This is a genomic window from Noviherbaspirillum phoenicis, assembly GCF_047237965.1.
GTDB lineage: Bacteria > Pseudomonadota > Gammaproteobacteria > Burkholderiales > Burkholderiaceae_D > Noviherbaspirillum_A.
In genome coordinates this window covers 110,048-133,299 of record NZ_JBDFLX010000003.1, presented here as the reverse complement: position 1 = coordinate 133,299, position 23,252 = coordinate 110,048, and the positions used below count along the sequence as shown (strand labels likewise).

General features: G+C 51.9%; 16 protein-coding genes and 2 pseudogenes. 12 read left to right on the top strand and 6 right to left on the bottom strand.

Going from position 1 to position 23,252, the window contains the following annotated elements; translation table 11 throughout:
- Position 1: 1 nt before the first annotated feature.
- Positions 2-2,737 carry an RNaseH domain-containing protein gene (locus ABC383_RS22925; RefSeq protein WP_413017578.1) on the top strand — a complete coding sequence of 912 codons (2,736 nt, stop codon included), beginning with the start codon at positions 2-4 and terminating at the stop codon, positions 2,735-2,737.
- 188 nt (positions 2,738-2,925) lie between these two features.
- Positions 2,926-3,504: an H-NS family nucleoid-associated regulatory protein gene (locus ABC383_RS22920; protein WP_413017576.1), complete on the top strand. Its 579-nt coding sequence runs from the start codon at positions 2,926-2,928 to the stop codon at positions 3,502-3,504.
- 33 nt (positions 3,505-3,537) lie between these two features.
- On the opposite strand, the gene ABC383_RS22915 is transcribed toward ABC383_RS22920, so the two are convergent.
- The 4 genes and pseudogenes from ABC383_RS22915 to ABC383_RS22900 form a co-directional block, all read right to left on the bottom strand.
- On the bottom strand, positions 3,538-3,927 hold the full coding sequence (locus ABC383_RS22915; protein WP_413017574.1) for a hypothetical protein: 390 nt from the start codon (positions 3,925-3,927) through the stop codon (positions 3,538-3,540).
- A gap of 33 nt (positions 3,928-3,960) precedes the next feature.
- Complete coding sequence (locus ABC383_RS22910; protein WP_413017572.1) at positions 3,961-4,422, bottom strand: hypothetical protein; 462 nt, start codon at positions 4,420-4,422, stop codon at positions 3,961-3,963.
- A 327-nt stretch (positions 4,423-4,749) separates the two neighbouring features.
- Positions 4,750-5,910, bottom strand: a pseudogene (locus ABC383_RS22905) (IS30 family transposase).
- Between the two features lie 592 nt (positions 5,911-6,502).
- Positions 6,503-7,492 carry a GIY-YIG nuclease family protein gene (locus ABC383_RS22900; protein ID WP_413017570.1) on the bottom strand — a complete coding sequence of 330 codons (990 nt, stop codon included), beginning with the start codon at positions 7,490-7,492 and terminating at the stop codon, positions 6,503-6,505.
- Positions 7,493-7,973: 481 nt separating this feature from the next.
- Between ABC383_RS22900 and ABC383_RS22895 the strand changes: the two genes are divergently transcribed.
- The 9 genes from ABC383_RS22895 to ABC383_RS22855 all read left to right on the top strand — a co-directional run bounded on the left by ABC383_RS22895 (position 7,974) and on the right by ABC383_RS22855 (position 18,852).
- Entirely contained in the window at positions 7,974-8,702 is a 729-nt protein-coding gene (locus tag ABC383_RS22895; protein ID WP_413017568.1) for a TraB/GumN family protein, read from the top strand.
- 24 nt (positions 8,703-8,726) lie between these two features.
- Complete coding sequence (locus ABC383_RS22890) at positions 8,727-10,295, top strand: AAA family ATPase (protein ID WP_413017566.1); 1,569 nt, start codon at positions 8,727-8,729, stop codon at positions 10,293-10,295.
- Positions 10,292-11,155, top strand: coding sequence for an HNH endonuclease (locus ABC383_RS22885; RefSeq protein ID WP_413017564.1), 864 nt, complete (start codon positions 10,292-10,294; stop codon positions 11,153-11,155). The genes ABC383_RS22890 and ABC383_RS22885 overlap by 4 nt, the downstream gene beginning before the upstream one ends.
- Positions 11,156-11,224: 69 nt before the next feature.
- Positions 11,225-12,070, top strand: coding sequence for a hypothetical protein (locus tag ABC383_RS22880; RefSeq protein ID WP_413017562.1), 846 nt, complete (start codon positions 11,225-11,227; stop codon positions 12,068-12,070).
- A 484-nt stretch (positions 12,071-12,554) separates the two neighbouring features.
- Complete coding sequence (locus tag ABC383_RS22875) at positions 12,555-15,014, top strand: NACHT domain-containing protein (protein ID WP_413017560.1); 2,460 nt, start codon at positions 12,555-12,557, stop codon at positions 15,012-15,014.
- A gap of 806 nt (positions 15,015-15,820) precedes the next feature.
- Positions 15,821-16,231: a VOC family protein gene (locus ABC383_RS22870; RefSeq protein ID WP_413017558.1), complete on the top strand. Its 411-nt coding sequence runs from the start codon at positions 15,821-15,823 to the stop codon at positions 16,229-16,231.
- Positions 16,224-16,472, top strand: coding sequence for a hypothetical protein (locus ABC383_RS22865; protein ID WP_413017556.1), 249 nt, complete (start codon positions 16,224-16,226; stop codon positions 16,470-16,472). Before ABC383_RS22870 ends, ABC383_RS22865 begins: the two co-directional genes overlap by 8 nt.
- Positions 16,473-17,354: 882 nt before the next feature.
- Positions 17,355-18,209, top strand: a complete 855-nt coding sequence (locus ABC383_RS22860) for a hypothetical protein (protein ID WP_413017554.1) — start codon at positions 17,355-17,357, stop codon at positions 18,207-18,209.
- A complete protein-coding gene (locus ABC383_RS22855) occupies positions 18,148-18,852 on the top strand; it encodes a hypothetical protein (protein WP_413017552.1) in 705 nt (234 codons plus the stop codon). Before ABC383_RS22860 ends, ABC383_RS22855 begins: the two co-directional genes overlap by 62 nt.
- 1,075 nt (positions 18,853-19,927) lie before the next feature.
- Here the strand turns inward: ABC383_RS22855 and ABC383_RS22850 are convergent.
- Positions 19,928-20,179: pseudogene (locus ABC383_RS22850) on the bottom strand (transposase); the annotation flags it as partial.
- Positions 20,180-20,280: 101 nt separating this feature from the next.
- On the opposite strand from ABC383_RS22850, the gene ABC383_RS22845 reads away from it, so the two are divergent.
- A protein-coding gene (locus tag ABC383_RS22845; protein ID WP_413018457.1) for an IS3 family transposase occupies positions 20,281-21,413 on the top strand; the annotation gives its coding sequence in 2 pieces (ribosomal slippage) (positions 20,281-20,533 and positions 20,533-21,413; 1,134 coding nt in all).
- 667 nt (positions 21,414-22,080) lie between these two features.
- Here the strand turns inward: ABC383_RS22845 and ABC383_RS22840 are convergent.
- A complete protein-coding gene (locus ABC383_RS22840) occupies positions 22,081-23,148 on the bottom strand; it encodes a ParM/StbA family protein (protein WP_413017550.1) in 1,068 nt (355 codons plus the stop codon).
- Positions 23,149-23,252 lie beyond the last annotated feature (104 nt).

Genomic DNA, 23,252 nt, shown 5'->3' with positions numbered 1-23,252 from the left:
AATGACTGAAGCCGACACCCTGCTGCTTGAACCATTCCTGTTCGACGTGGATGCCGACGCGCTGGCAGACCGGTATTTTTACCGCTACTGCGTGCCGGTGGCGGCCTATCAGGAATTGGTGACGGCGCAGCTCGAGGCAGGCACCATCAGCAAAAAAAAGGGCGCCGACCAGGATGATGAGCCGGTCAAGGCCTGCATCGATGGTCTGGCGGCGGTAATGGCGTGGGCGGCGCCGGCGGTAGACAAGATCTCAGTGCAGCGTCCCGATACCGGAGGGCGGCCGACCGCCGACGGCGGCAATGACGTCACTATCTGTTTCTGGATGATCGCGCCGATCGGACAAGAGGATGCGCTCATCGCCGAGCTGGAGCGCACGTTCGATATCTGGCTAGGCTGGGTGCTTGAGCCCGACGCGTATAAGCGCGTGCGGCGACAGTTCGAGCGGCGCGGCAAAGCGCGCCAGCCGTTCGACCAGTTCTCGATCGGCACCGCCCTGCGGGCCAACGCTGTCTGCGCAAGCCCGCATGATCCCAACTTGTTCGACCTAGTCACGCTCTATGCCGCGCGCCGGCTCGAAGGTCGGTTGATCAACACCGGCACCGAGCACCAGGGGGAATTGGTCATGAGCGGGCCAAGCGGTAGCCTCTTTTCAGGCAAAAAGCTAATGCGGTTTCATCCCAGCCGCCGGGATGGCAGGATGAAAGGCGCCTGCTGGACCGAAGTCTTCAGCGTCTGCGCCATCACAACGCCGGGTTGCAAAACGCTACGGGTTGGTGTCAACGTAAATATCCGGAACTTTCGCTCGGTGGAAGCAAAATACCTGTCCGGCAGCGAGAACCGGATGATGGATATCGTCATGCCGTCGGACCCCGTGCTGTCCGGCGGGGCGCGCCGGTTGCGGACCTTTTCGCTGGCGTTGCGTCGCAGCGATTGGATTGCAGCATCGCAGAAAAAACCGTCGTACGAAGTCCGGGTCATGAGTCAGATGCTGCGTATCGCAGGCGTCGCCGAATCCTGGCCCACCATCCGGGAAGGCACCATCCCGGTGGCGGAGCCCGGTGTCAGGCATGGCTTTTACCCGCGCATGGGCGCCAACCATGGCGACCGGTTCATGCCCGGGGGGACCGGAATTCCTGCGCCGGACCGGATTGACTACCTGGCAGCGCTGGATGCCGCATTTGGACCGGCCGGTCTGCACCGGGTCCGCATGGCAAAGCGTCCGCGAATGACGGTACGCTGCCTGAAAGAGGCGCAGACCGTGTATAGCGATACGGACAGCGCCGCGCTCCGGGCGGCGGTCGCTTTTACCTGCCAGTCGTACAAGCATGAAAACGGCCTGTGGATCTCGCACTTCAGCAACGACCCGCAGGCCGTGACGTGGATGACAGCCGCCGCGGAACAGCTGTTGGGCGAGCCCGCAAGTCGGGAGGATGTCGGGCCCGGTATCTGTCGCCTGCAATACAAGGACGACTTCGCGGTCACGATTGAAGCCTTGGATGCGGGGCCGATGGCCGAACTGCTGCCAGAAGTCACGCTGAATCCGGTGGACGCGAAAATGACCAGCGAGATGCGCGCTGCCAAGGAACGCAGTTTGCGCCACCAGGCTGAACAGCAGCGCGGCCAAGCGTTGCGGGAACACATTGCCAAGAGCGCCCATCAGGCCGGCAGCGCGTGGGTATCCTGCGTGGAGATGCCGGAAGACCTGCGTCAGCACCCTAGGCACGACCCGTATCTGCTCAATTACGCCGCTCTCGGCGCGGCCGGCAGCATGGTGCAAACCAAGTTTCTGATGAACTCGGTGGCGATGGAGGGAAAGACCGGTGATGACAGTGAGGTCAAGAAAGAGACTGCCAAGTACAAGAACAGTGTACTCGACATGCTGCGCTCGATTGGTGTTGCCGCGATTCGCACACCCGACATACGGCTTGGCGCATGGCATCTGATCAATCGGAACGGCGTCAGCGCCTACAACCGGCGTCCGGGCGAGCTGGACCGCATCGTGACCCCGATCTATGCCGAGTGTGTTAAGGGCAATCTCGTCGTCGCCATGCTCAACGAGAAGCGCGAGGTGGCGTGGATGTCGTATCCTCAGGCGGTCATCAATATCGGCCTCAAGCGGGTGGCGAACCTGAAATCGTTGAAGCGGCCGGAGCTGATCTCGACCGTCGAACAGTTCTTTGCCGAGGTCACGCCGGATGACGACATTTCGACTGTGATTTTCACAGAGGCGACCAACATCCGCCAGGTGGTGCCCGGCCTTTCCAACGACAAGTTGTCGCCACTGGGCTTATCCCTGGGCGCGGTAGGCGCTTCAGCCCCTAAACGCACCATCGGCCCAGGTGGGACTGTCAGCATCGTGCGGCTTACTAACGAAAGTGCGAAGGCGGTGTCCTATGCATCTTCCAACCGGGGCGGCTATGCCCGCGGCGTGTTCCAGGAGGAAGAGGCGTCCTCGGTCTTCTGGCTCACCCGCGGCTTGCCCGACCCGCTGCAGATGTCTGTCAAATTCACCAACCCGAATTCACGCATTAATTCGCCGGAAGCTGTTGGCAATGCCAGCCGTTTCGGCAACCGGCGCATGCCGCTGCTGTCGGAAGTGTGCATGGTCGTACAAGGTAAGACATCGAGTGCCGACGAGTTGGCTGCCATCACCCGCTTTGCGCTGGGCTCCCACATCACCACCGACGACGCTACCCGGCTGCCGTTTCCCTTGCACGAAGTAAGCGTGCTGCGCTAGGTGACGAGAAGAGTGGTGAGCTTATGCAGGGAGCAGCTCACCTTTGGTATCGCGCCGAATGACGTTTGCTCCAACACGCGTACTCCGTAAATTTTATTATTTAATTTGCTATTCTTCTCTTTAAGGGGCCATCGGTCATATTAAAAACCAGATGGACTATCTCCAATAACCTTTGCAGAGGAAAAATTATGAGCAACCTGAATACAGCAAGATCACTTATCCAGGCCGATCTGGATCACGCTCGCCAAGTGCTGGATCTCTGGACCCATCAGGTCAGCGAACTTGAGCGTGCGCTCGAACAGATCGATGCGGTGGGCACATCACGTGACGCACTGCGGGTGGAATATCGGGGATCGAATAGCCAAGGTTTGGCTCTCGAAAAACCGGCCGCGCAAACGGAAGGGAAAAAGCGTGGTCGCAAGCCAAAAACTGCCGAGGTGACTGCGGCAGCCAAACCCGCCAAAGCCGGTGTAGACATCCGGGCAAAACGTAGTCGCAAGCTTGCCGAACGCAGCACGGCCCGGGCAGGACAAGTCACCGATGCAAAAGCGGCGAAACCGGCGAAGACGAAAGCTGTAAAATCCAAGCCAATCCCGGAGGCGAAATTCAAGGATCCGAATTCCGACAAGACCTGGTCTGGGCGTGGACGACGTCCATTCTGGATGACGGGCGATGCGGAGCAATACGCGATTGGATCCGAAAAACAGAACCCGGCGAGCAAAGCAGAGATGGACGAATCTAAAGAGCCGACTACGACTACCGAGTGATTCGCTCTCTTTAATGCACTGCGCGATCGACGGTCAAACTCGGCTCAGTGCAATCCGGATGCCTTCACTAATATTGCCCTGGCCTAGTTTCCTGGCGCGGGCAATGCTTACCGCATCAAGATAAACATTATGCCGTGCGCCGCCTTCCAGTTCCGTCGGACGGCCGACTTTCCCACCGCCTTGCGGCCAGGCGATCTGCTCTACCCTTCCCTGCCAGTTGTTTGCCGTGCCCGGCGCCGCATCAAAGTAATGCACGGCCAACGCAGTACGTTGATACATCATGTGCAAACTGACTTCCATATTTTGCAGTTCGTCGCGTTCGAGGAATGCTCTGAATACGGATTCGGCGATCGACCGCGATCCCGTTTCGGTACGTTCGAACGCGCTGCCATTCGGGATTTGCAGATAGATGCGGTAGCTCATTGCCGAATTCGTAAGCCGTATTGATGAGGCCGACTATTTGCTGTGTTTTCGCAGGAAGGCCGGAATGTCGCTGCCGTCGGTTACGTGCTGCCTCAGCGAGGCAGAAGCACGCTCGTCATGCTGAACGAACTCATGTAGTACGGGCGACGGAGACTTACGCCACACGTTCGGAACAACCGGACTGCTATTCCCCCTGCCCCCATTGCCGTGCTGCGCAGTGGATTCTATGGAATTGGAAACCGAAGTGAGACTAGAGGGGGTATTTCCTTCCACATTCACCAGCCCTTCTGGTTGCGCCACTGCGATGCAGAACTTGACTGACGTGTAGAACTTGATTTGTTCGTCCGTTTCACAGAGGTAGACCTTCTTATTGCAATGATCACAGTGCCGGACCATATCTGAAAACGCTGGCTTCAATTTGTCCCAGTGTTTTGGACAGGCAGAGTCGAAATCTTTCGCGCTGCAATTCTTGATGAGATAAACGAGCTGAGACATCGGAGCGCCTTGAAGTAGGTGGAGCAGGTGCGTCCAATTATATACACTAAAATTTTCCGATAGCGTAACGTTGCACTGAGTCCACATTTGGCTGACAAAATTTTTAGTGCTGATCGCGTAAGGGAAGCCTCGCCTGTTCTCCTCTAACTAACGCTTGGATTCATCGTTCCTTAAACGATAACAATTGCGAGTTGGCGTAAGGTCACGCGAGATGTGCCCCGTGGCGTACGTTTCTTTAGTGATACCAGGATACGACAGAGTGCCTAATGTTTGCGGTGCAAATTCAGTGCAAGCGAACTATCGGTACGTCCGCTTTACGGTGTGGATTCAACCGATCGACGCAACAGATTGGTGAAACCGCTGGGCGGGCGTTTCATAATCTAACGTTTTTCGTGGCCGTTCATTTAATTGCCTCGCAATGGCATTGAGTTTTGCCTGCGTGTAACTCGATAGATCGATCCCCTTGGGGAAATACTGCCTTAATAAGCCGTTTGTATTTTCATTCGACCCACGCTGCCACGGATGGTGCGGATCACAGAAATACACCTGGATATCGGTCGCCAGTGTAAATCGCTTATGGTCGGCCATTTCCTTTCCACGATCCCACGTCAAGGATTGGTAGAGCTCTTCCGGCAGCTTGCGCGCATGCCTGATGAGCGCGTCGATCACGGTCTGGGTATCCTTGCTCGCCACTTTCACCAGCATGACGTAGCGCGTTTGCCGCTCGACCAGGGTCGCAATCTGGCTATTCTTGCTTCCAAAGAGCAGGTCGCCTTCCCAGTGCCCCGGAACAGCCCGGTCTTCCACCGTAGCCGGACGCTCGCTGATGGATACGGTATCCAGAATTCTGCCGTGATTGTCTGATTTCTGAGTGTGATGGCGCGAGCGACGCATGATTCGGGTCCGTTGCAAATGCGCCAGCAATTCCTTCTTCAAGGCGCCACGGGCCTGGATAAAGAGGCTGCGATAAATGGTCTCGTGTGACACTTGGAAGCACTCGTCGTTCGGATAAGCATGTTTGAGCCACCCAGCGATCTGTTCTGGCGACCACAGCAATCGCAGCCTGGCGGCCACCATGCGCGCCAGTGTACGGTTGACGACCAGTTTACAGGTCTTGGGACGGCGAGCCCGTTCCCAGGCAGCCTGCTCGGCTTGCGCTGCCCGATAGCGTTCCTCCCCACCGTTACGGTGGATCTCGCGGCTGATTGTCGACGGTGCCCGTCCCAGGGATTTCGCGATCGATCGAATTGATTCACCTGTTGCAATCGCACGGGAGATTTCTTCGCGTTCAGCCAAGGTAAGCGCCAGACGAGATCGGCGCCGCGGCGCCGGACGGATGCCGCCGGTCTCTGCCAAGATTCGTTCAATTGACGAATGGTTCCGATCAAATAATTGAGCGATTTGCTGGAGCGAATCGCCTTTTTGTCAGTGTTCCCACATCAGCGCTTTCTGGCTTTCCGTGTAATAAATCCGTGGTTTCCGGTTCATTTGCAACACTCCTTCTGCTTGCGCAGTCTTTAGTGTGTTGCATCCACCGGTTGAATCCACAGGCGAAAGCAGACTCAACAAGTTCAAACGCGTGATTACACAGTGGGACCGCTGCATCGAGTATTACACCGCATTCGTTCATCTTTCGCTCGCTATGATTTTTCTTCGCCGCCATTTATGAAATGAACTCTGATTAGTTTTTAGTTAATAGCATTGATCGTCCAATAATACCGCCTTTCCCTTATCTCACCTGCCTCTAGTAGGTGACCTAGCATCCCAATCGCGCGCATTGGCCAACAACCAGAACCGACCAGCCAAGCGTCCACATCGGATTTGAACAGGGTAGGTAGTCCTTGAAAGAATCGAAGCAATTTCGGAGGGCATCACCGTCCAGCCCGACCGATCCCAAAACGTATTCTTATATAAATTTCTATATCCTGATCGGATTAAATTGTTTGATATTTTATTTCATAAAAACAGGCCGGTAAAAAATACGAGACCAAATGAAATACGTCGAGTTATCTAAACGCCTATGATTGGCAGCAAAAGTATCGATTGATCGAGGCTTATCATCGCAAGCCATGAAAGCAAGCTATTTCATATTTTCTAAATGTGATCGCGCCTTCAAATACCCTGGCAACAATTCTACATTGCCATTTTTGCGCAAATAATCAATAAAGCAATTAGTCTTGTGAATTATTTCATCTAAACGCTTTTCAATAATTACATCCAAAATCTCAGGAACTTTGACGCCAAACGAAAATTGAGCTTCCAACAAAGACATGCAATTGTTGGAAATTTCGCTCCAGTCAACAGTTAAATGATGTTGGCCATCAGGAAGTTCTTTTTCATGATTCTCTATAAAAAGCGAAAATGCTTTTGTTGCATTTGATGAATTGCGACCGTGATGAAACATCATAGCCATGCTCCAGTAGCACTGAGCATTTCCTTTCCGAGCGCCTTCCTTATAAAACTCAAGTGCTTTATTTCTGTTTTCGGATGTTCCTTCACCACGCTCGTACATTTTTCCTAACTTATTATACGCTGTCAGACATCCAAGCTTTGCAGCTTCGCGATATAAACGCAAAGCATCACTGTAATCCTCTAGATACCCATCGTAACCATAATAATGGCCCTCAGCATCATCATAGACTGATGACCAAACATAGTCAGGCTGGTGGAAATTTCCGTTAAAACTTAGCTCATCCAGTTCATCATGGATATCACTCTGCAGTAGTTCATCATTATCCTCCGCCACAGTAATGCTAGATTTGCCGTGCTCAGAAATAGGCCCAGGCGCTAACATAATTGCGCGTACGATTTCGTTTACTGGAGCGCTAAAAAACTCTCGATTATTAGCGACCCTATGTCCGTCTTTGCTTAGTAATGAATGAACGAATTGTTCCGCTGCTGTGCAATCTTCAAATAACTGCTCGAATACGACAATGAAAGAAGTGGGAAGTCCAGTTGCTCCAGAAAGTTCTTTTGACCGTTCCAACACGGTACGAGTTGTCTTTCCAACTTTAACCATTCCAGGCATTGCACTATTAGCAAGCACATATAAATAGCCCCTGTCGCTCATTTTTCGCTCCCTGTTTTTATACTACTAATACAAATAACAAATAATTTCCACGATCTGATGTTTGTTCATCCCCACTTATTTACGGGCAAATAAATTTCCCAAGTGAATAAGTAGACTGTTTTCATTTGAGCGTACCAGTGCGAAATTTGTAGGCTTGGATCGTCGCTCCTAACCAAGTGACTTGAATTGTATCAACTTAGTTGTTTAAAAAGAACTATTTATGCATACTTTATGCTCCTAAAATGCTCCAACTAGCTACCCGAGTGGGGTTCTAATCGAAGCTATACCGCACCGAAAACCTCAATAGATAAATTGCTTAGTTGACCTTTAATGAAGAATGGAAGCTCCCGCCGCCTCCACCATTATCTTTGTAGTGTCAACAAGTTAGAAGGGGTGGTTTGAAAAATTTACCACCTACCCCTACCCTCGCCGTGCAAAAGAACGCGTATCCTTAGAGCAATCAACAATTCTAAGGACCGGGATGTTTTTTCAAACGCGCCTTTTTCATATTCAAGTTTGCGGCTCTGTTCACGTTTGGGACGACTCACCGGTATCGGTATCCCAGGAGACAGTCCAAGCGTATCAGCGTGCGCAGCGGGTCGTTTTCGAGGCGGATTACCGCGCGCCTGTCGACCTCCAAATAGGCAGCTATCAGAATGGCGATCGGCTAAGCCAAGTTATCCCGTCTAGTCTCTTTGCCGACGTCTTATCCTCATTTAAGAAGTTCGGCCTGCCAACCGATAGCGTGGACAGCTTGAAGCCATGGATGGCCGCTCTGTACCTCATGCCTCACCAGTTCAGGTCGGTGGGCATCACCAATTCGCACGGAATTGATAAGCACATCTTTGATCAGGCAGTCGCGGATCGGAAGACTATTGACTGCTTCGAGACCATGTCAGGTCAGTTAAATTTTTTCGAAGGCGCCCCGATCGAAGAACAAGAGACTTTCCTTCGGCGGATGCTTTCGCTGGCCGCCGCGGACGAGGCGGTCCGGGTATTCAGTGCTTATAAAGCGCGGGACATGGGCGCGCTAGAGGTTCTTGCGACCGACGCGCTGAAGATAATGCCAAAAATGTTTGAGCAGATGATCCCCGGCCGTAACACCAGCTGGAAGCGCACGATCTTGGAAAAATTCAACGATGGCATTCCGACGCTTATTGTGGTCGGTGCGCTTCATTGCGTCGGACCTACCGCGGTACAAATTGTTTAATCTATAGGCCTGTACGGCACTTCAATGTCTATCAATTTCAAAGTTCTCGAGTGGGGGGCGCGTGCCTCTGGCCCTAGTAGAAATTTAGTCCAGCTAGTTCCAGACAACTGGGACGACTATTCATTCAAAACCACGTTCGAAGTCGTTTTCTTCGACGCAGAAGGAAAGCGGATAGATCTCGGAACCGTCAAGATAGGGTATCGAGGTCAGCCTCACGGCTGGACCTTGCACGCTATTCCAAAGCTGTTCGACTATTTACCGATCGGCTGGTTTTCACTTGGACAGGACGTCGATTACTATCGTAGCATTCATGAAAAATTGTCGCCTGAAGAAAAGGCCCAGGTTCTACGTGCGCTCGGCGACATCGTCGCCAGCGACGATGTCCTAGAAGCGGTGCAGAACGAGGACGTATTCAGTACTTCGCTAATGAGGAGCGTTAGTCTATCTGTCATCTATGGTCAGTTCCGGCGGGTTCTCGCAGGACAAGTGGTACTAACGGACTTCCGATTTGGTTACCGCGATCCCGGCGACGAACGACATGCCGCAGTAAATTTAGAGTTTCAGGTCGATCCAGCCTCAAAACCATCAACCAATATTCACGTTCTGATAGGGCGGAATGGTGTTGGAAAGACTACTTTACTTAACAATATGGTAAGTGCTATTTTTCCACAAGCAGATGCGCTCAATGCCCGATGGTGTTTCGTTCAAATAAACCAATGGGGAAGATCAGTTCCTTTACCTGATGATTATTTTAGTAGTGTTGTTTCAGTCTCGTTCAGCGCGTTTGACCCTTTTGTGCCGCCTGCGGATCAGCCGGACCGCAGCCGTGGCGTCGCGTATTTTTATGTGGGCATGAAGCAGGCTCGATCTGGTTCTAAGGTACTTACTCCGCAACCGCCAAAAACGGATGCCGATTTGGCCAATGACTTTATAGAAAGCCTGCAGTCTTGCTTTAGCCAGCCAGCTAAGCGAGACCGATGGCTTGCCGCTATTACGCGCCTAGAGTCGGACACCAATTTCGCTGACATGTCCCTCGGGCGACTGCTTGAAATGGATAACGAAGCCGCAATTCTGGCGGCTCGCGCGTTGGTCAATCGCATGAGTTCCGGCCACTCTATCGTGCTGTTGACCATTACCAAACTGGTCGATACCGTAGAAGAAAAGACGCTGGTATTGATGGATGAGCCTGAGAGCCACCTGCACCCGCCGCTCCTCTCAGCCTTCACGCGAGCATTATCTGATCTATTGCATAATCGTAACGGCGTGGCGATTATAGCAACGCATTCCCCTGTAGTTGTTCAGGAAGTGCCAAAGTCCTGCGTATGGAAACTGACGCGCTTGCGTACCCAGGGGAGAGCCGACCGTCCGGAAGGCGAAACATTTGGGGAAAATGTTGGAGTGCTTACACGCGAAATCTTCGGATTGGAAGTTACAAAATCTGGCTTCCACGACGAGCTGCAACAAGCAGTCAATGAAGGCGGCACGTTTGACAGCATTCTTAAAGAGTACAAGGGTCAACTGGGGTTTGAGGCCCAAGCGATATTGCGAACGCTAGTCAGAATTCGCGACGATGCAATAATACGTCGGCAATGAGGCGCCTTAAACCACTTAATGTCGATTCCGCTGAAGTGTACGATGCTTGCATAAGTGAAATCGACGACTCCGAACTGGCAGAGCGATTTATTCGAGGTCGGGCCGAGATAATTACCGCTTTCCAAAAATACGAATTTTTCGGCGGTACCCACCAGTTATTTATGCTCGCCGCCAGCCCCTGGGGGAACGACACGCAGGAGGTGCTTGCGGGGCTAACCAAGAAAGAGTTTGTAGAGCTCTATTCAAGGCAGATGGTTGGTCGAGAAAAGCCAGGGCGGAGGTATTACGACAGTCTAATGATGCTAGCCCCGCTGGGAAAATGCCCGTTTTGTGGATTCGGCCAGGTCTCGACGCTCGATCATTTTCTTTCAAAGGCTCGCTATCCTGCGTTCTCAGTGCTAAGCACGAATTTGGTGCCTGCGTGTGCGGATTGCAACAAGGGTAAGGGGTCTTCGTTAGTAACACAATATACCCAGTCACTTCACCCGTACTTTGAGGAAAAGATAGTCGAGACAGACACGTGGCTTTTTGCGGAAGTGTTCTCATCAACGCCCGTGACAGTGCGCTATTTTGTTCAGCCGCCTGATTCCTGGCCGGCCGACTTAGTGAAGCGCGTCGCCAACTATTTTCATTATTTTGACCTTGCGCGCAGGTTCGCCATTGAGGCGGCTACTGAGCTTTCGGGCCTTGGGGATCTGTTGGAAGAATTGAGAAGCCCGGATTTAAGACACGCTCATTTGTCGACTGTGGCACGAATAGAGCGTACAAACCGGAAGAACTCTTGGAAGGCTGCGCTATATGAGGCGCTGGCGGAAAACGGCTGGTATGTGAACGGCGGTTACCACAATCTAGTTCGTTGAAGCCGGCTGGGCCAGGTTGATGAGACCGGCGTAGCCCGCCAGTAAAAAGCTATAAGACTTTGCCAGAACATGCAACAGCACGAACACTACGTCTATCTTTACCGTGACAAATCAGGCAAGCCGATTTATGTGGGCTACGGTCGGCACGCCCGCCGCTCCTCTGCCCATTTGGGCGTCAACGCTCATAACGCGGATCTTGTCCGCAAGCTCAAGCAGGGTTACACACTGGAGATTGCCGGGCCGTTTGGTGATCGTCAGGCGGCAATGGCCGTCGAGACAGCGCTGATTTCTGCGCTATCGCCAAGCGGCACCCTAACAAATAAGAACAAAGGGCACAACGGCTGGCGCTTCCGGCCACTAGGCGTGCCGCAAAAGTTTGTTGAACGAATGGACAAGCCAAAGCTAGGCGGCGCAGAGCTGCGCCGAATATGCCTCGGTACAAACGGGATTCTCTTTGTCATCATCAATGACAAGGATTTGGCTGACGGCAGGTCGGGAGACGTTCTAACCAATGTGCCAACCGACGCAGAAATCGCGAAGCGCATGGATCGTTGGTGGCAGCTCTACGGACGCGCCTCCCGCGAATGGATACCGCATCCAGAAAAGAGCCCCGGGTTACTTGTCGCCTTAGGCGGGACGGGGAATTTTCGCATTGTCATTGGCAGCCTTGTGATCGATAAGAATGGCTGGCAAGCTGCCGTGGACGGGCGCGAGCCGGACGGCCTGCTAACAGTACCCCACGCTAAGAAACTGCAAGACTTAGACGCGTGGGACCTACGGGGGCGTTTACTCGACACAGCCACCGGCTTTCGTTTCGGATCGCTACGGCATCAGTCTTTCATCCTGCTCGATGGCACAGGCCGCTGGGTCGCTGGCGGCAATAAGACCTTGCGCGACAAGCAGGGGATGGGCTAGCCTGAGACCCGCGCCGTTATACCAAAGGTGCCAACACTGCGGTGCGATAGTGAACTGCTTAACTATCGGATTACGGCTAGGTACAACTCATGGGTAGCAAGCGCTATGTCATCGCGCCCAGCACGGACTGCCGGCTCGATAGCCGCTAACAAGAGCTCGGCCGATCGCGATAACGCGGTAGCACGGTCCTCCTCAGATTCATGCGGCACGGCCAGAAACACCGCTGCTCGTTTTACCGATTGCTCTAGCGGCTCCAAAGTCACTTGGGTATTATTCATCGTCGTCAATTTCCTCGATCGGCTCTGCTGCGGCTGCACTTAGGGCCAAAAATATCTCTGTTCTCAGCGACTCTACGAGAAACTCGATTGCCTTGGCTAAGATGTGAACACCTCAGCCAGGCAACTATAAATCGCAACAGAGTTCCAGAAAGCAAAAATTCTGCCTCTTTTATTTTAAATAATTAGACTGAAACAAGGGCTGCACTATGGCTGAGAAGAATTTTAGTAAAACGGGCGAACAATCCACCGTTACTAAAGGCAATAAATTTAGAGATGCAGTGGCAGATCTACTTCGGACAAAATACCAAGATGTTGCCACGGAAGTACGTATCGCACATAAAAACGTTGATATAGTCTTTAGCTACCGTAATTACGGAAAAACAATTAAGGTTGGAGTGGAATGTAAAGAATATAGTAAGCCCCTCACAAAAGATATGATCAGAACTGAAATCTGGAGTGATTATGGCCCACTAGTTCCAAGTGATATTCAAGAAGTTATTATTGTAGCTAGACACCCATTAAACTCCGCCGCGCAACAATATGTCGATACCATTCCGCAGCTAAGATTTCAAACGTATGAGCATTTAGAAGAAGACCTTCTTGGTCTACATCTGTACATAAAGAAATTGGCTAGCGAGTTTAAAGCTCAAGAAATAGAAAATTACTACATTGCCGCTCGTTTCGATGGTCATGCGCTTTCAGCGCAAAAAGTAATTCGAAACTGGATAGAAAACCCAACTGGAGATTCCCTTGCGGTGCTCGGCGGGTACGGCAAAGGAAAAACAAGCTTAGCCCTTCAGACTATTTCGGAACAGGCAAATAGGCATCTAGCAGATCCGGGTGAACGAATTCCTATTCTCCTCCGCCTTGGGCAAGAGGTGCACGAGACATCGCTTGAAGGTTTATTTGGCAAAGAATTTACAGCAAGGCAGCACACTGAAGGCTATAGATTTGAGACGCTGATGCACCTCAATAGAGCTGGTCGTCTGTTAATCGTATTAGACGGCTTCGACGAGATGAAACATGCGATGTCCTCAACCGATTTTTACAATAATTTTAGAGAGTTCAATCGCCTTCGCGGCCCAAATGCTAAAGTATTGTTACTTGGTCGACCAAATGCTCTCCCGTCTGAAGCAAGAACCTTAGTTTTTCGAGGCCAAAGAATGGTCGGGGCTCAAATTCACAATGATCCAGCTTTCCCACCGTGGTCCGAAGAGCAAATAGCATTCTTTGATTCCACTGAAGTAGATAAATTTTTACGTTCCTACTTACAATATAGAGTCGCGAACTCTTCACTCGCCCTGGAAGATTTTGTTAACTCCCGAGTCACTGAAATAAAAGACCAAATCGCCTTTGAACTTTTACGGCGCCCGGTGCAAGCAAGGATAGTAGCTGACCTCGCCGCAGATCCTGCCTTTGATCTCAGGGGTTTTACGGCTTACACATTGTATGAGCAGTTTATTCGACAACTGGTAGAACGTGACAGTGAAAAGCGTGTAAGAAAATTAATTTCGACAGAGGATCGGCTTACTTTTCAGCGGGAGCTAACGTGGTGGATGTGGACACGAAGAGAAAGTCAAGGTCACTTCAACCGACACGATGTCCCCACTGACTTGTTACAAGGCCTCCCAAACGGTGGGGCGACGAATCTCGATACAAAATTAAACGAATATATCGTATCTACGTTGACGGAAGAAAAGGAAACGGGGATTCTTTACTTTGCACACCGGTCGTTTCTGGAATTCCTTGTTGCTGAGCGACTACGCAAAGTAAAAATTTCAGCAGAACAGCACGTCGTTCTAAGTAAGACATTAACTTCGGATATCACGAACTTTTTACAGGAAGCTCCTGGTCAGGCAGACGTAATGCTGGATTGGTTCGAGACGCTAGTTGCTTGCGCGGGGCCATTATCTTTTGGGTATGTCCGATATTACCAGTCTAATTCCACTATTTCAGACCGCGCTCTGGCCAATGAAAATTACGCGACTATAAGTCCAGCAGAAACATTAATTATTGGCATGATTGATGCGCGGGACACTTTACTCACTTCAGCAGAGTTGTCTGAAAGATTCACAAAACTTGGAAAAATCGTCGCAATGGGCGGTGAAGTTTCGGCAGCGGTAGCTGCGTTTTGTCTAGCTGAAGTAGCCACTTCATTGCACGAAAAAGACGATAAAGACGTTATTCGAAACGCTTACGAATGGCTTATAACGGCCTCCTTTGTTCGCCTTCTTACCCATTGTTCACAATTACGGGAAGGTGACAACTCGATTTTAATCGAACAAAAACGGTTTGGACCTATCGAGAAGTTGATTCAAAGATCGTTTAAAAAATATCGCGACATAGGAACTGGAGTCGATATTGAGATCGATATAATTGCTGCCTTTTCGAGTTTATCTGTATATTTGACGAGCGAATCGAAGTTTCTTGACGACGAGTTTTTACGCACCACTTTAGAGAACGACGCTGAGAAAAGTTTGCTCTTTAGAAATAATTCATTTCGTCCAATTAGAATTCCTGCTAAGGCAATCGCCGGTCGCCTTAAAAACCCACTTCGTAGGGAGATTTTCGAAAGTGTTCTACTGCCAATGAAAACCCTTTCTTTCCCAATCGTGGCAAAATCAGAGCGGCATGCAAAAATAACTACAGCTATCGACGACCTATAATGCGGCACCATCCGTTGTTAAATGCCTGAACACCATCTTGAGTTGACTGCCTTGCGTCTCGGAGTAGTTTTGCCGCGGAATAAGTTGTAGCCAGCAGGGGCTTTCTATCCTCTCGAAGCAGAACACGAGGTTCGCTTTCTGCACCTTTTGCAATACTCTTGCTGCGCTTTACCGGCTTCATCAAACCGATCAAAGCCAGTAGACGGGGTGGTCAGGAAGCGACCTCCGTGATCAGTTTACGGATGTCCTCTACTTTCCAGACAACCGAGGCGGTGTCGCCGATTTTATGGCCCCCTCCACCCAATTGGTTACCCCTCCATTCTACCCCACCACATTGAGCGGGATTCAGATAAACATCTGAAACGGGCAGAAACAGAAAATAGAACCAAGTTATTGATTTTTATATGCTTTGTTCGAGTACTTAAAACTTCCTGAAACAATCTGATCGACTTAATTGGTGGACGCCGCCTCCATCACAACGGCTGGTTCGATGGCAGGTTGCCGTTGCCAAGGAGCTGTTCTCCTTCGTCTCGTGGAATGACCGCCTTTAGCCGACATGCGCCTTTGATTGACGTAGAGAAATGTCCGCTTACAGTCTATTTTGACGAACCATGAAAGCAGACGTTGGCAGCTTGTTGGCGGACGCCAACAAGCGACCCCGAAACGGAGCTTTCTCTCCTGAAAGAGTGGTTGGCGGGTTTATGTATTTCATGACGCGGCGGCACCGCGATGTTATTGATCACCTATTAAGTGTCAGGTAACGTGGCTGGGTCGTTGCCACCTGTTAGACTCAGCATGGAGCCCAGATGCAATCTATAGCTACTAATTTCTGGAATGTCTCGCCTCTGATCCCTGCTCGCGATGTCGAAGAAGGCATCGCCTTCTACCGAAACGCCCTTGGATTTGAACTAACTTACCGTGACGCCGACCCCGCACAGTTTGCAATTCTCGGCTGCAACGGCGTGAGATTGCATCTGTTCGACAACCAAGACAAGAATCTTGCCGATTGGACCAGCCTGCGTATTGTGGTCGAGCGGATCGATACGTTATATCGACGTTGCCAGGAGAACGGTTGCGTGCACCCCAATGGATTATTGGGCTCGCGACCTTGGGGGAACACGGGAATTTTCGATCATCGACCCGACGGGGGTATGTATTGCATTCGTACAGCAGGCCACAACGGAAAACTCTCAGGAGAAAAAGGAAAGGTTGAGTGAAACGGCGTCCGGAGGTTTGAATAGTGGGCTCATTCCTGATCCAGAGGTACTCCGGCGCTTTCTGGAAGCGCTTTCTCCTGATCAGATGTCAAAGCTCATCGCAAGCAAAGCACTGGACGACATAATTCCAATAGAAGAGATAGACGGAAGAGATCCTGACGCGGCTTATCCGCACCCTACCGAGAGACAAGGGTTTGATTTCGAAGAATGGAAAAATCGACCCAAACCAAAAATTCGCTGATAGAACCGCCGCTTTTAAGAGAATTTTGACTCTTTGTCAGCGCATGTTGATGCTAAACGACGGTCATCGCCCATAGCAGCCGTTCTACTACTCGAATTGCAAAACACATCTAGCGGGCAGTATTAAGGAAATAGCACAGGTATCCAGCGATGACAGGCCCGCTTCCAACTCTTTTGTCGTTCGGATCGGTTCGCCCTTCAACATAGAGGGACACGGTCATCCCTATATGCCCACCTGTCACAAGGTGAGTTCGCTAGGCGCTTACTAATGAACTCACTCTTGTAGGCGTCATGACGTGCTTTCTTCCGATAGTGACGCTGTTTTTGGCGGCGCTACGGATTGTATGGACCCTTGGAAGCCACGATATGCGTGCCCTACAGTGTTACAAAGTATAACCCTTGTCGACCAGCATCGAACTGAGCGGCAAGGTAATGGATGTTCTATAGATCTTCTCATTTCGCACTCGTGACTCCCCAGAACTGACTTACGACTGACGCTTTTGGCTTCTGTCGGAAGTTGGATACCCCCAAAGCCTGAAGACCAGCGAATGTGTTGAATTTCTCTGCCGCATTCGCTGCAGTTCGTTGCCGGGGTACTGCCACAATCGTTGGGCTTGTGCTGGTGCTGGTCTCTGTTGAAACCACCCCGCCAAGGCGACTGCCAGTGCAGACGTGAAATAACTTTACTGACAAAGAGGTTAGGAATGAGTTTTTCGATTGGAAATCATGTAATGAACCGACGACTACCCCCTAATGTGAGGGCAGTCCGAATGACGCTCGCAATAACCGACAGCTTTCGGGGGTTGCCGGGAACGGCGCCAAGAACCGGAACAAGATGCGGATCGCGGCGTGAGCTCCTTAAAGCTTCCAGAGGAGTATAGCCATGGCCCGCGCACGAAATATCAAACCTGGATTTTTTGTAAATGAGGAACTCGTTGGGCTCCCGTTCTCGACCAGGCTGCTCTTCATTGGCCTGTGGACTGTCGCCGATCGTGCCGGCCGTCTGGAGGATCGCCCCAAGCGCATCAAGATGGCAGTCTTTCCAGCAGACAACGTTGATATAGACGGCGCGCTGGATGATCTGGAATCTTCTGGGTTCCTATTGCGCTACAAAAATGGTGACGCTAGGTATATTCAGATTCTTGCATTCGATAAACACCAACACCCACACAAAGATGAAAAGCAGAGCGCCATACCGGCACCAGCCTTGTCCGGTGCCGGCACCGGGCAAGAACCGTGGTCCCATAATGCTAATCCGGCTGATTCTCCGATTCCAGATTCCCTGATTCCTGATTCTCCGAACCCCCAGCAGGATCACCGCCAGCGTCAAGACATCGAAGTAGGCGCGCGCGCTGTGACACCAGCCGATTTGAGCGTTGTCATGAGAACAGCCGGCATACCGGCGCAGCCTGCAGACCCACGGCTTATTGCCCTTGCCTCGCAAGGCATCACGCCCGAGACCGTCGCCGCTGCATGCGGTGAAGCAAAGCGATCAAAGCCTAACGAAAGTATTGGCGTGGGCTATGTGTTGAAGATCCTTGAGCGCTGGGCCAGAGAAAAAGCATCGATGAATGTGGCAGGAGCTGTGCAGCCGCGAGCCTCTCCTTTCCGGTACGAGTCGGAGAAGGAGCGCGCGCAGCGCGAAACCATCGAAGGTCTAACAGGCAGGAGGCAACATGAGCAACGTTCCGAATTCATCTACATCACATCCGCAGCCCGTCCCATTGCATTGGGTTGAAAGCCTTTTTGAACGCATGCACGGCTACTACGGCGCAAAATTCGCGCAGCAATGGCAGGGAACCGACAATGCGACAGTGAAGGCGGTATGGGCCATGGAGTTGGGGAAGCTTACCCCGGAAGAACTAAATCGCGGCCTTGTAGCTTTGGTGACGTGCAAATGGCCGCCGACCTTGCCGGAGTACATTGCTCTTTGCAAGCCAATCCTTAACCCTGCCGCGGCGTATATGGAGGCCATCGCGGGTATGAATGCGCGCGAGCGCGGCGAGACGGGCATATGGTCGCACCCCGCGATCTACTTCGCGGCAGCCGGCATGTTTTTTGAGTTGAAGCAGGAAGGCTATGCGGCAATCAAGCCGCGATGGGAGGCCGCGCTGGAGAAGGAGGTGCACAAGGGGAAATGGTCGAACATCCTGAAGCCAACGCTTGCCTACTCCCCCACTACGGGAAATACGAAGTCTTCACAGGAAGAGCTGGCAAGGGTGTTGAAAAAAATCCGAGCAGCTCGGACTTTTCAAGAAAAGCAGGACCCTAGGGCATGGATTCGCAGAGTCTTGCAGCGAGTCCAGCGCGGCGATTCATCTTTGCCCGGGATCGCGATCGGATTTGCACGCGAGGCAATTCTGGGGCCGGGGCGGAAATGACCCCATAACGTTCAAACAGGGAGGGCTGATGTCAGAGCTTGGCTGAACCTTCTCCATTTGAGAATGTGAGCGATGGGCAGTTCAACGTTGCTGAGGATGCCTTCAAGCTATCCATTGGTTCACTGTTAGCGGTATAACGTGCGACCTGGTAAAGGCACGCCGTGCCGCTGATTCGAAAATCGAACTAACGGCATACGCCGTTTCAGTCTCGCGCTGCTCCCTTTGATGAACGCCACTTTCGATGCAACAATCTGTGGCGATAAAAAGAACAACAAAAGACAACAGGCAGAAAAGCCACCACGGGAGGTTTCTAACGGCGTGATTGGCGTTAATTCTGAAATCTCGCATCATATCCATGAGCATTCGATCCGGTTTCAGTATAGGGTTCGGGCATGGTTGGCTAGGTCCAAATGCTGCTGTTCTGGTGGGCCGTTTCTACGCTGGCGCCGGAGACGCCTCTACTAAAATTCATTCTGTTCTTGTTCTTCTTCTTTTCCCTGCGCCGTGCAATTCGCCTTGATTTACAACCTCAAAACCCAACGACTAGTCCTGGGGTCGGTTGTCTCGGGCGACGCTGCTGCTCTCTTTTTCAGGCGCGCCCACCCGGAATACCGGACGCGCGCTGGCAGTGATCCGTTCTATGACATCGCCCCGGTGCGCCGTATGATCTAGCGGCATGGCGCAAGGCAATACCGGTGGCTCGGCATGCTGCCTGGGCATCCCGCTCGATAACGTCGTCATCGGCTTGGTTGAACTCTTCCGGCTATAGCAAGGCCCCCAGGCTTAGTTCGACTCGGATTCTGCAGCAGGCAGGAAAACTCGGCCATCAATAGGTACACGATATTTTTCGAGGTTGTTATGATCGTCGCGTGTGACGGCGCCAAATTGCAGACCGCCCATAAAATTGGCACCTAAAATTATCGGCAGTCTGCTTTTCCGATTTAAAAATCAATTACTTACGAGAGTGGTCCGCGTAACGTGTGTCGTCGACATGGGCTTTCAAGAGCACCATTCCATGTCTTTCTGCCAATGATGTTCCTACTTATCAGGACGGCGGCGAGGCTCGCGGGGCATTTTTTAAGACTTCCTTCTCCATGCGCTCCACCGCGAGCTCACGGCGCAACCTGGCGTTCTCCGCTTCCAAGTCAGCGGCACCACGACTGCCGGGGGCTGAGGCTGATGCTGTTGACCCCCGCTTGGTAGCCCTGACCCAGTTTGACAACGTCCCTTTCGGCACCCACAGCCGCTGCGCCGCCACTTCCAGCGAAAGTCCTTGTTCCAATGCCAGCTTGACCGCTTCCGCACGAAACTCGGGCGTATAGGTCATCAAATCTGTTCTTAGAAGTGGTCCCGGGAATTCGGGCAGATGGATAAGTGGAAACCTTGCTTCAAAATCTCGGTCGCAAGGCCGAATACAGGAGCAAGCGTATGACAAATAGAAGCAGACGGAACCACTCAGGCAGCTTTAAGGCCAAGGTGGCCGTAGCGGGATTACGTGGCGATAAGACGCTCACCAAAATCGCTGAGCAGTCCCAAGTCCATCCGACCCAGGTGACCGAATGGAAGCGGCAGCTGCTGGAGCGGGCTGCTGACGTATTCGACGGTACTGCCAGCAAGAAGGAGAACGAGCCGGACCTGAAAGTGTTGCACGCAAAGATTGGGCAGCAGGCACTGGAAATCGATTTTTTAGGAAGCGCGCTCACCAAAGCGGGATTGCTAAGCGCAAAGAAATGATCGACCGTAGCCATGCTCTGCCGGTGACACGGCAATGCCAGAACCTCTCCCTGGCGCGCTCGACTGCCTACTCTCGTTCTCGGCAGGCCAGTGAAACGGACCTGGCGCTCATGCGCAGGATCGACGAACTGCACCTGGAATACCCGTTTGCTGGCAGTTGGATGCTACGGGACATGCTGCGGCAGGATGGCCATGCGATTGGCCGCAAACATGTGACGACGCTGATGAAGCACATGACCATCGAAGCGGTGTACAAGAAGCCCAACACCAGCCGGCGCCATCCTGCTCACGCAGTTTATCCGTACCTGCTGCGCCAGATGGATCTCAGCCTGCCGAACCAAGTCTTTGCCGCGCATATTACCTACATCCCAATGAAGCGAGGCTTCGTCTATCTGTTTGCCGTGATGGATTGGGCCAGCCCCCGCGTTCTGGCATGGCGCCTGTCGAACACACTGACCACTGACTTCTGCATTGAGGCGGTTCAGGAAGCAATCCACCACTACGACAAGCCGGACATCTTCAACACCGACCAGGGTAGCCAGTTTACGAGTCAAGAATTCACCCAGCTCCTCAAGGAAAATGGCATTGCCATCAGCATGGATGGCCGGGGCTGCTGGCGCGACAACGTATTTGTAGAGCGGCTCTGGAAATCGATCAAGTATGAAGAGGTCTACTTGCGCGCCTACGAGACAGTCAGTGTTGCGCGCAGCGGGATTGGACGGTATATCGACTTCTACAACGGCCGCAGGCCTCATAGTTCGCTTGACGGCATGACGCCAGATGCGTTTTACTTCAAGCACATCCCTGCAATGCGACGGGCAGCGTAGGCCACTCGGAAAGACCCATCATCAGCCAGGTTCCACTTAAGCCTTGCCAGTCTCTGTCCAAACGAACGGGGCCACCTCTCTCTTCATGCTTTCTCCCATTGACTCAATTTATGAAACGGGAGTGTCCACAAAAGTTAGGTCACCTCAAAAAATGCCACATCTTGCGCTCGCAATATTGAGCTCGCTCTGTTGCGCTTAGAACTGGTCTGGGTCAAATTCGACATCAAACGCCGGCGCCGGTGCTGCCATAGGCAGTTCCCCACGAACTAGCGACGCAGCAGTCGGCGCAGAACTCTCCGACGGCGGAAGACGGACCGGGGACAAATGATTTCCAGTCTCGTTAGAGAATGGTGTCGTCTGTAACGAAACTGTCTGGCCCACGCCGCGATCCGCTTGCAATGGCGTAGTCGGGTCTCGCAGGCAAACACAGCCTTGTTCACCGGTCCTAATTCCAAGCTCGTTGCGAAATTCAATAGTCCGGTATTGCTCTACAAGACGGGTAGCCAATTCAGTGTCATTGTTATTAGATGTAAACCATTCCACAAGTACGGCACGTATAAATACGTTTTCGCATCCTTCTGGTAAATGAGCCAAGTTAGCGATCAGTCCAGGACAAGCAGACTCCTTTACGACAATCTGCAGACGTCGCTTCGCTCGTTCCGGCCGGCTAGCCATTCACCACCGTCGCATTGTTCAAATTCTGTTCTTTCAAACGTTTTTGCATAACGCTAATTGCATAACGCAAATACCCTTCCGCAACTGACATTCGCGGCTCTGGCAATGCAATCGTATTCGACCATTTCTCTCTTAGCTGATGCAAAATCGCATTACTGCCACCACCCGCCAGCAAAATACCGTTGACCTTAGAAGCTTCCCTTGCAAAAAGAATTTCTGCCTTTTCGATAATTTTTCGTGCGACCGGTTCAACAGCTTCAACTATCTCGTCGGTAATTGGCTGCTCTTTGCCAAACAAAAGAATTTTCCCGATACGCAATGCCTCGTCGCATTCCAGCATGTCGCGCCGTATCTTTTTTGCCTGCAGAATGCACTTTAGATTTTTTGCCGCAGCACTAATTCCTTCCGCAATATCATCCCGGTCTTGTTGATGCGCCCCTTCCTTTATGTACGTGAAGCCGGTATCGAAGTGTCCTACTTCGATAATAATCCAAGAAGTGCGGCGGCCAAACGAATCACGATGCTTATCCAAAATAGCGCTGCCCTTCTGATCCAAAACATGAGAAAGGTATACGCCGATAGGCTGCGACAAAGATTTTACTTGCGCATTCTTTAGAACAGATGATGTGCTGTCTTCTAATGCGGCGCGGCCAGAAAGGTAGTGATCCGCCGGAGTTCCTACAACGACATACGCGTCATTCAACCCTCTCACTCCCATATGCTTAAATCGTGAAATTGCGCCCAGCACAAGTGCTTTATATTCGGCGCCGTCGGTCCAGTCATTGGTTAAGCCAGCATTATTTTCAGCCTGGGTATATAGACGGGCTGCTTCACCGGTAAAGTAATCAGCGTTATCCACCGTTACGATTTCGTGGGCAATGCGCGCCATCGTTTCCTCGTCTGCGAGCTTGACTGCACGAGCGACGATCGCCGGGTACACCAGCGGAATCTTCATGCCGTCGTACAGCGCAATAGCTTTGACACCGCTGCGCCCAACGTCGAGCGCGATAATGGTTCTTTCAAACACTGGAAAGAGATCTTGTTCGGCAATTGTGTTCATGGGTTTCAAGAAAAGTGAAAGGGTTAATCTTTTTGCATGAATAATAAATACTCACGCGCTGAGTAGAGACTATTCACGGCATGAGTAGCGTTTACTCACACTCT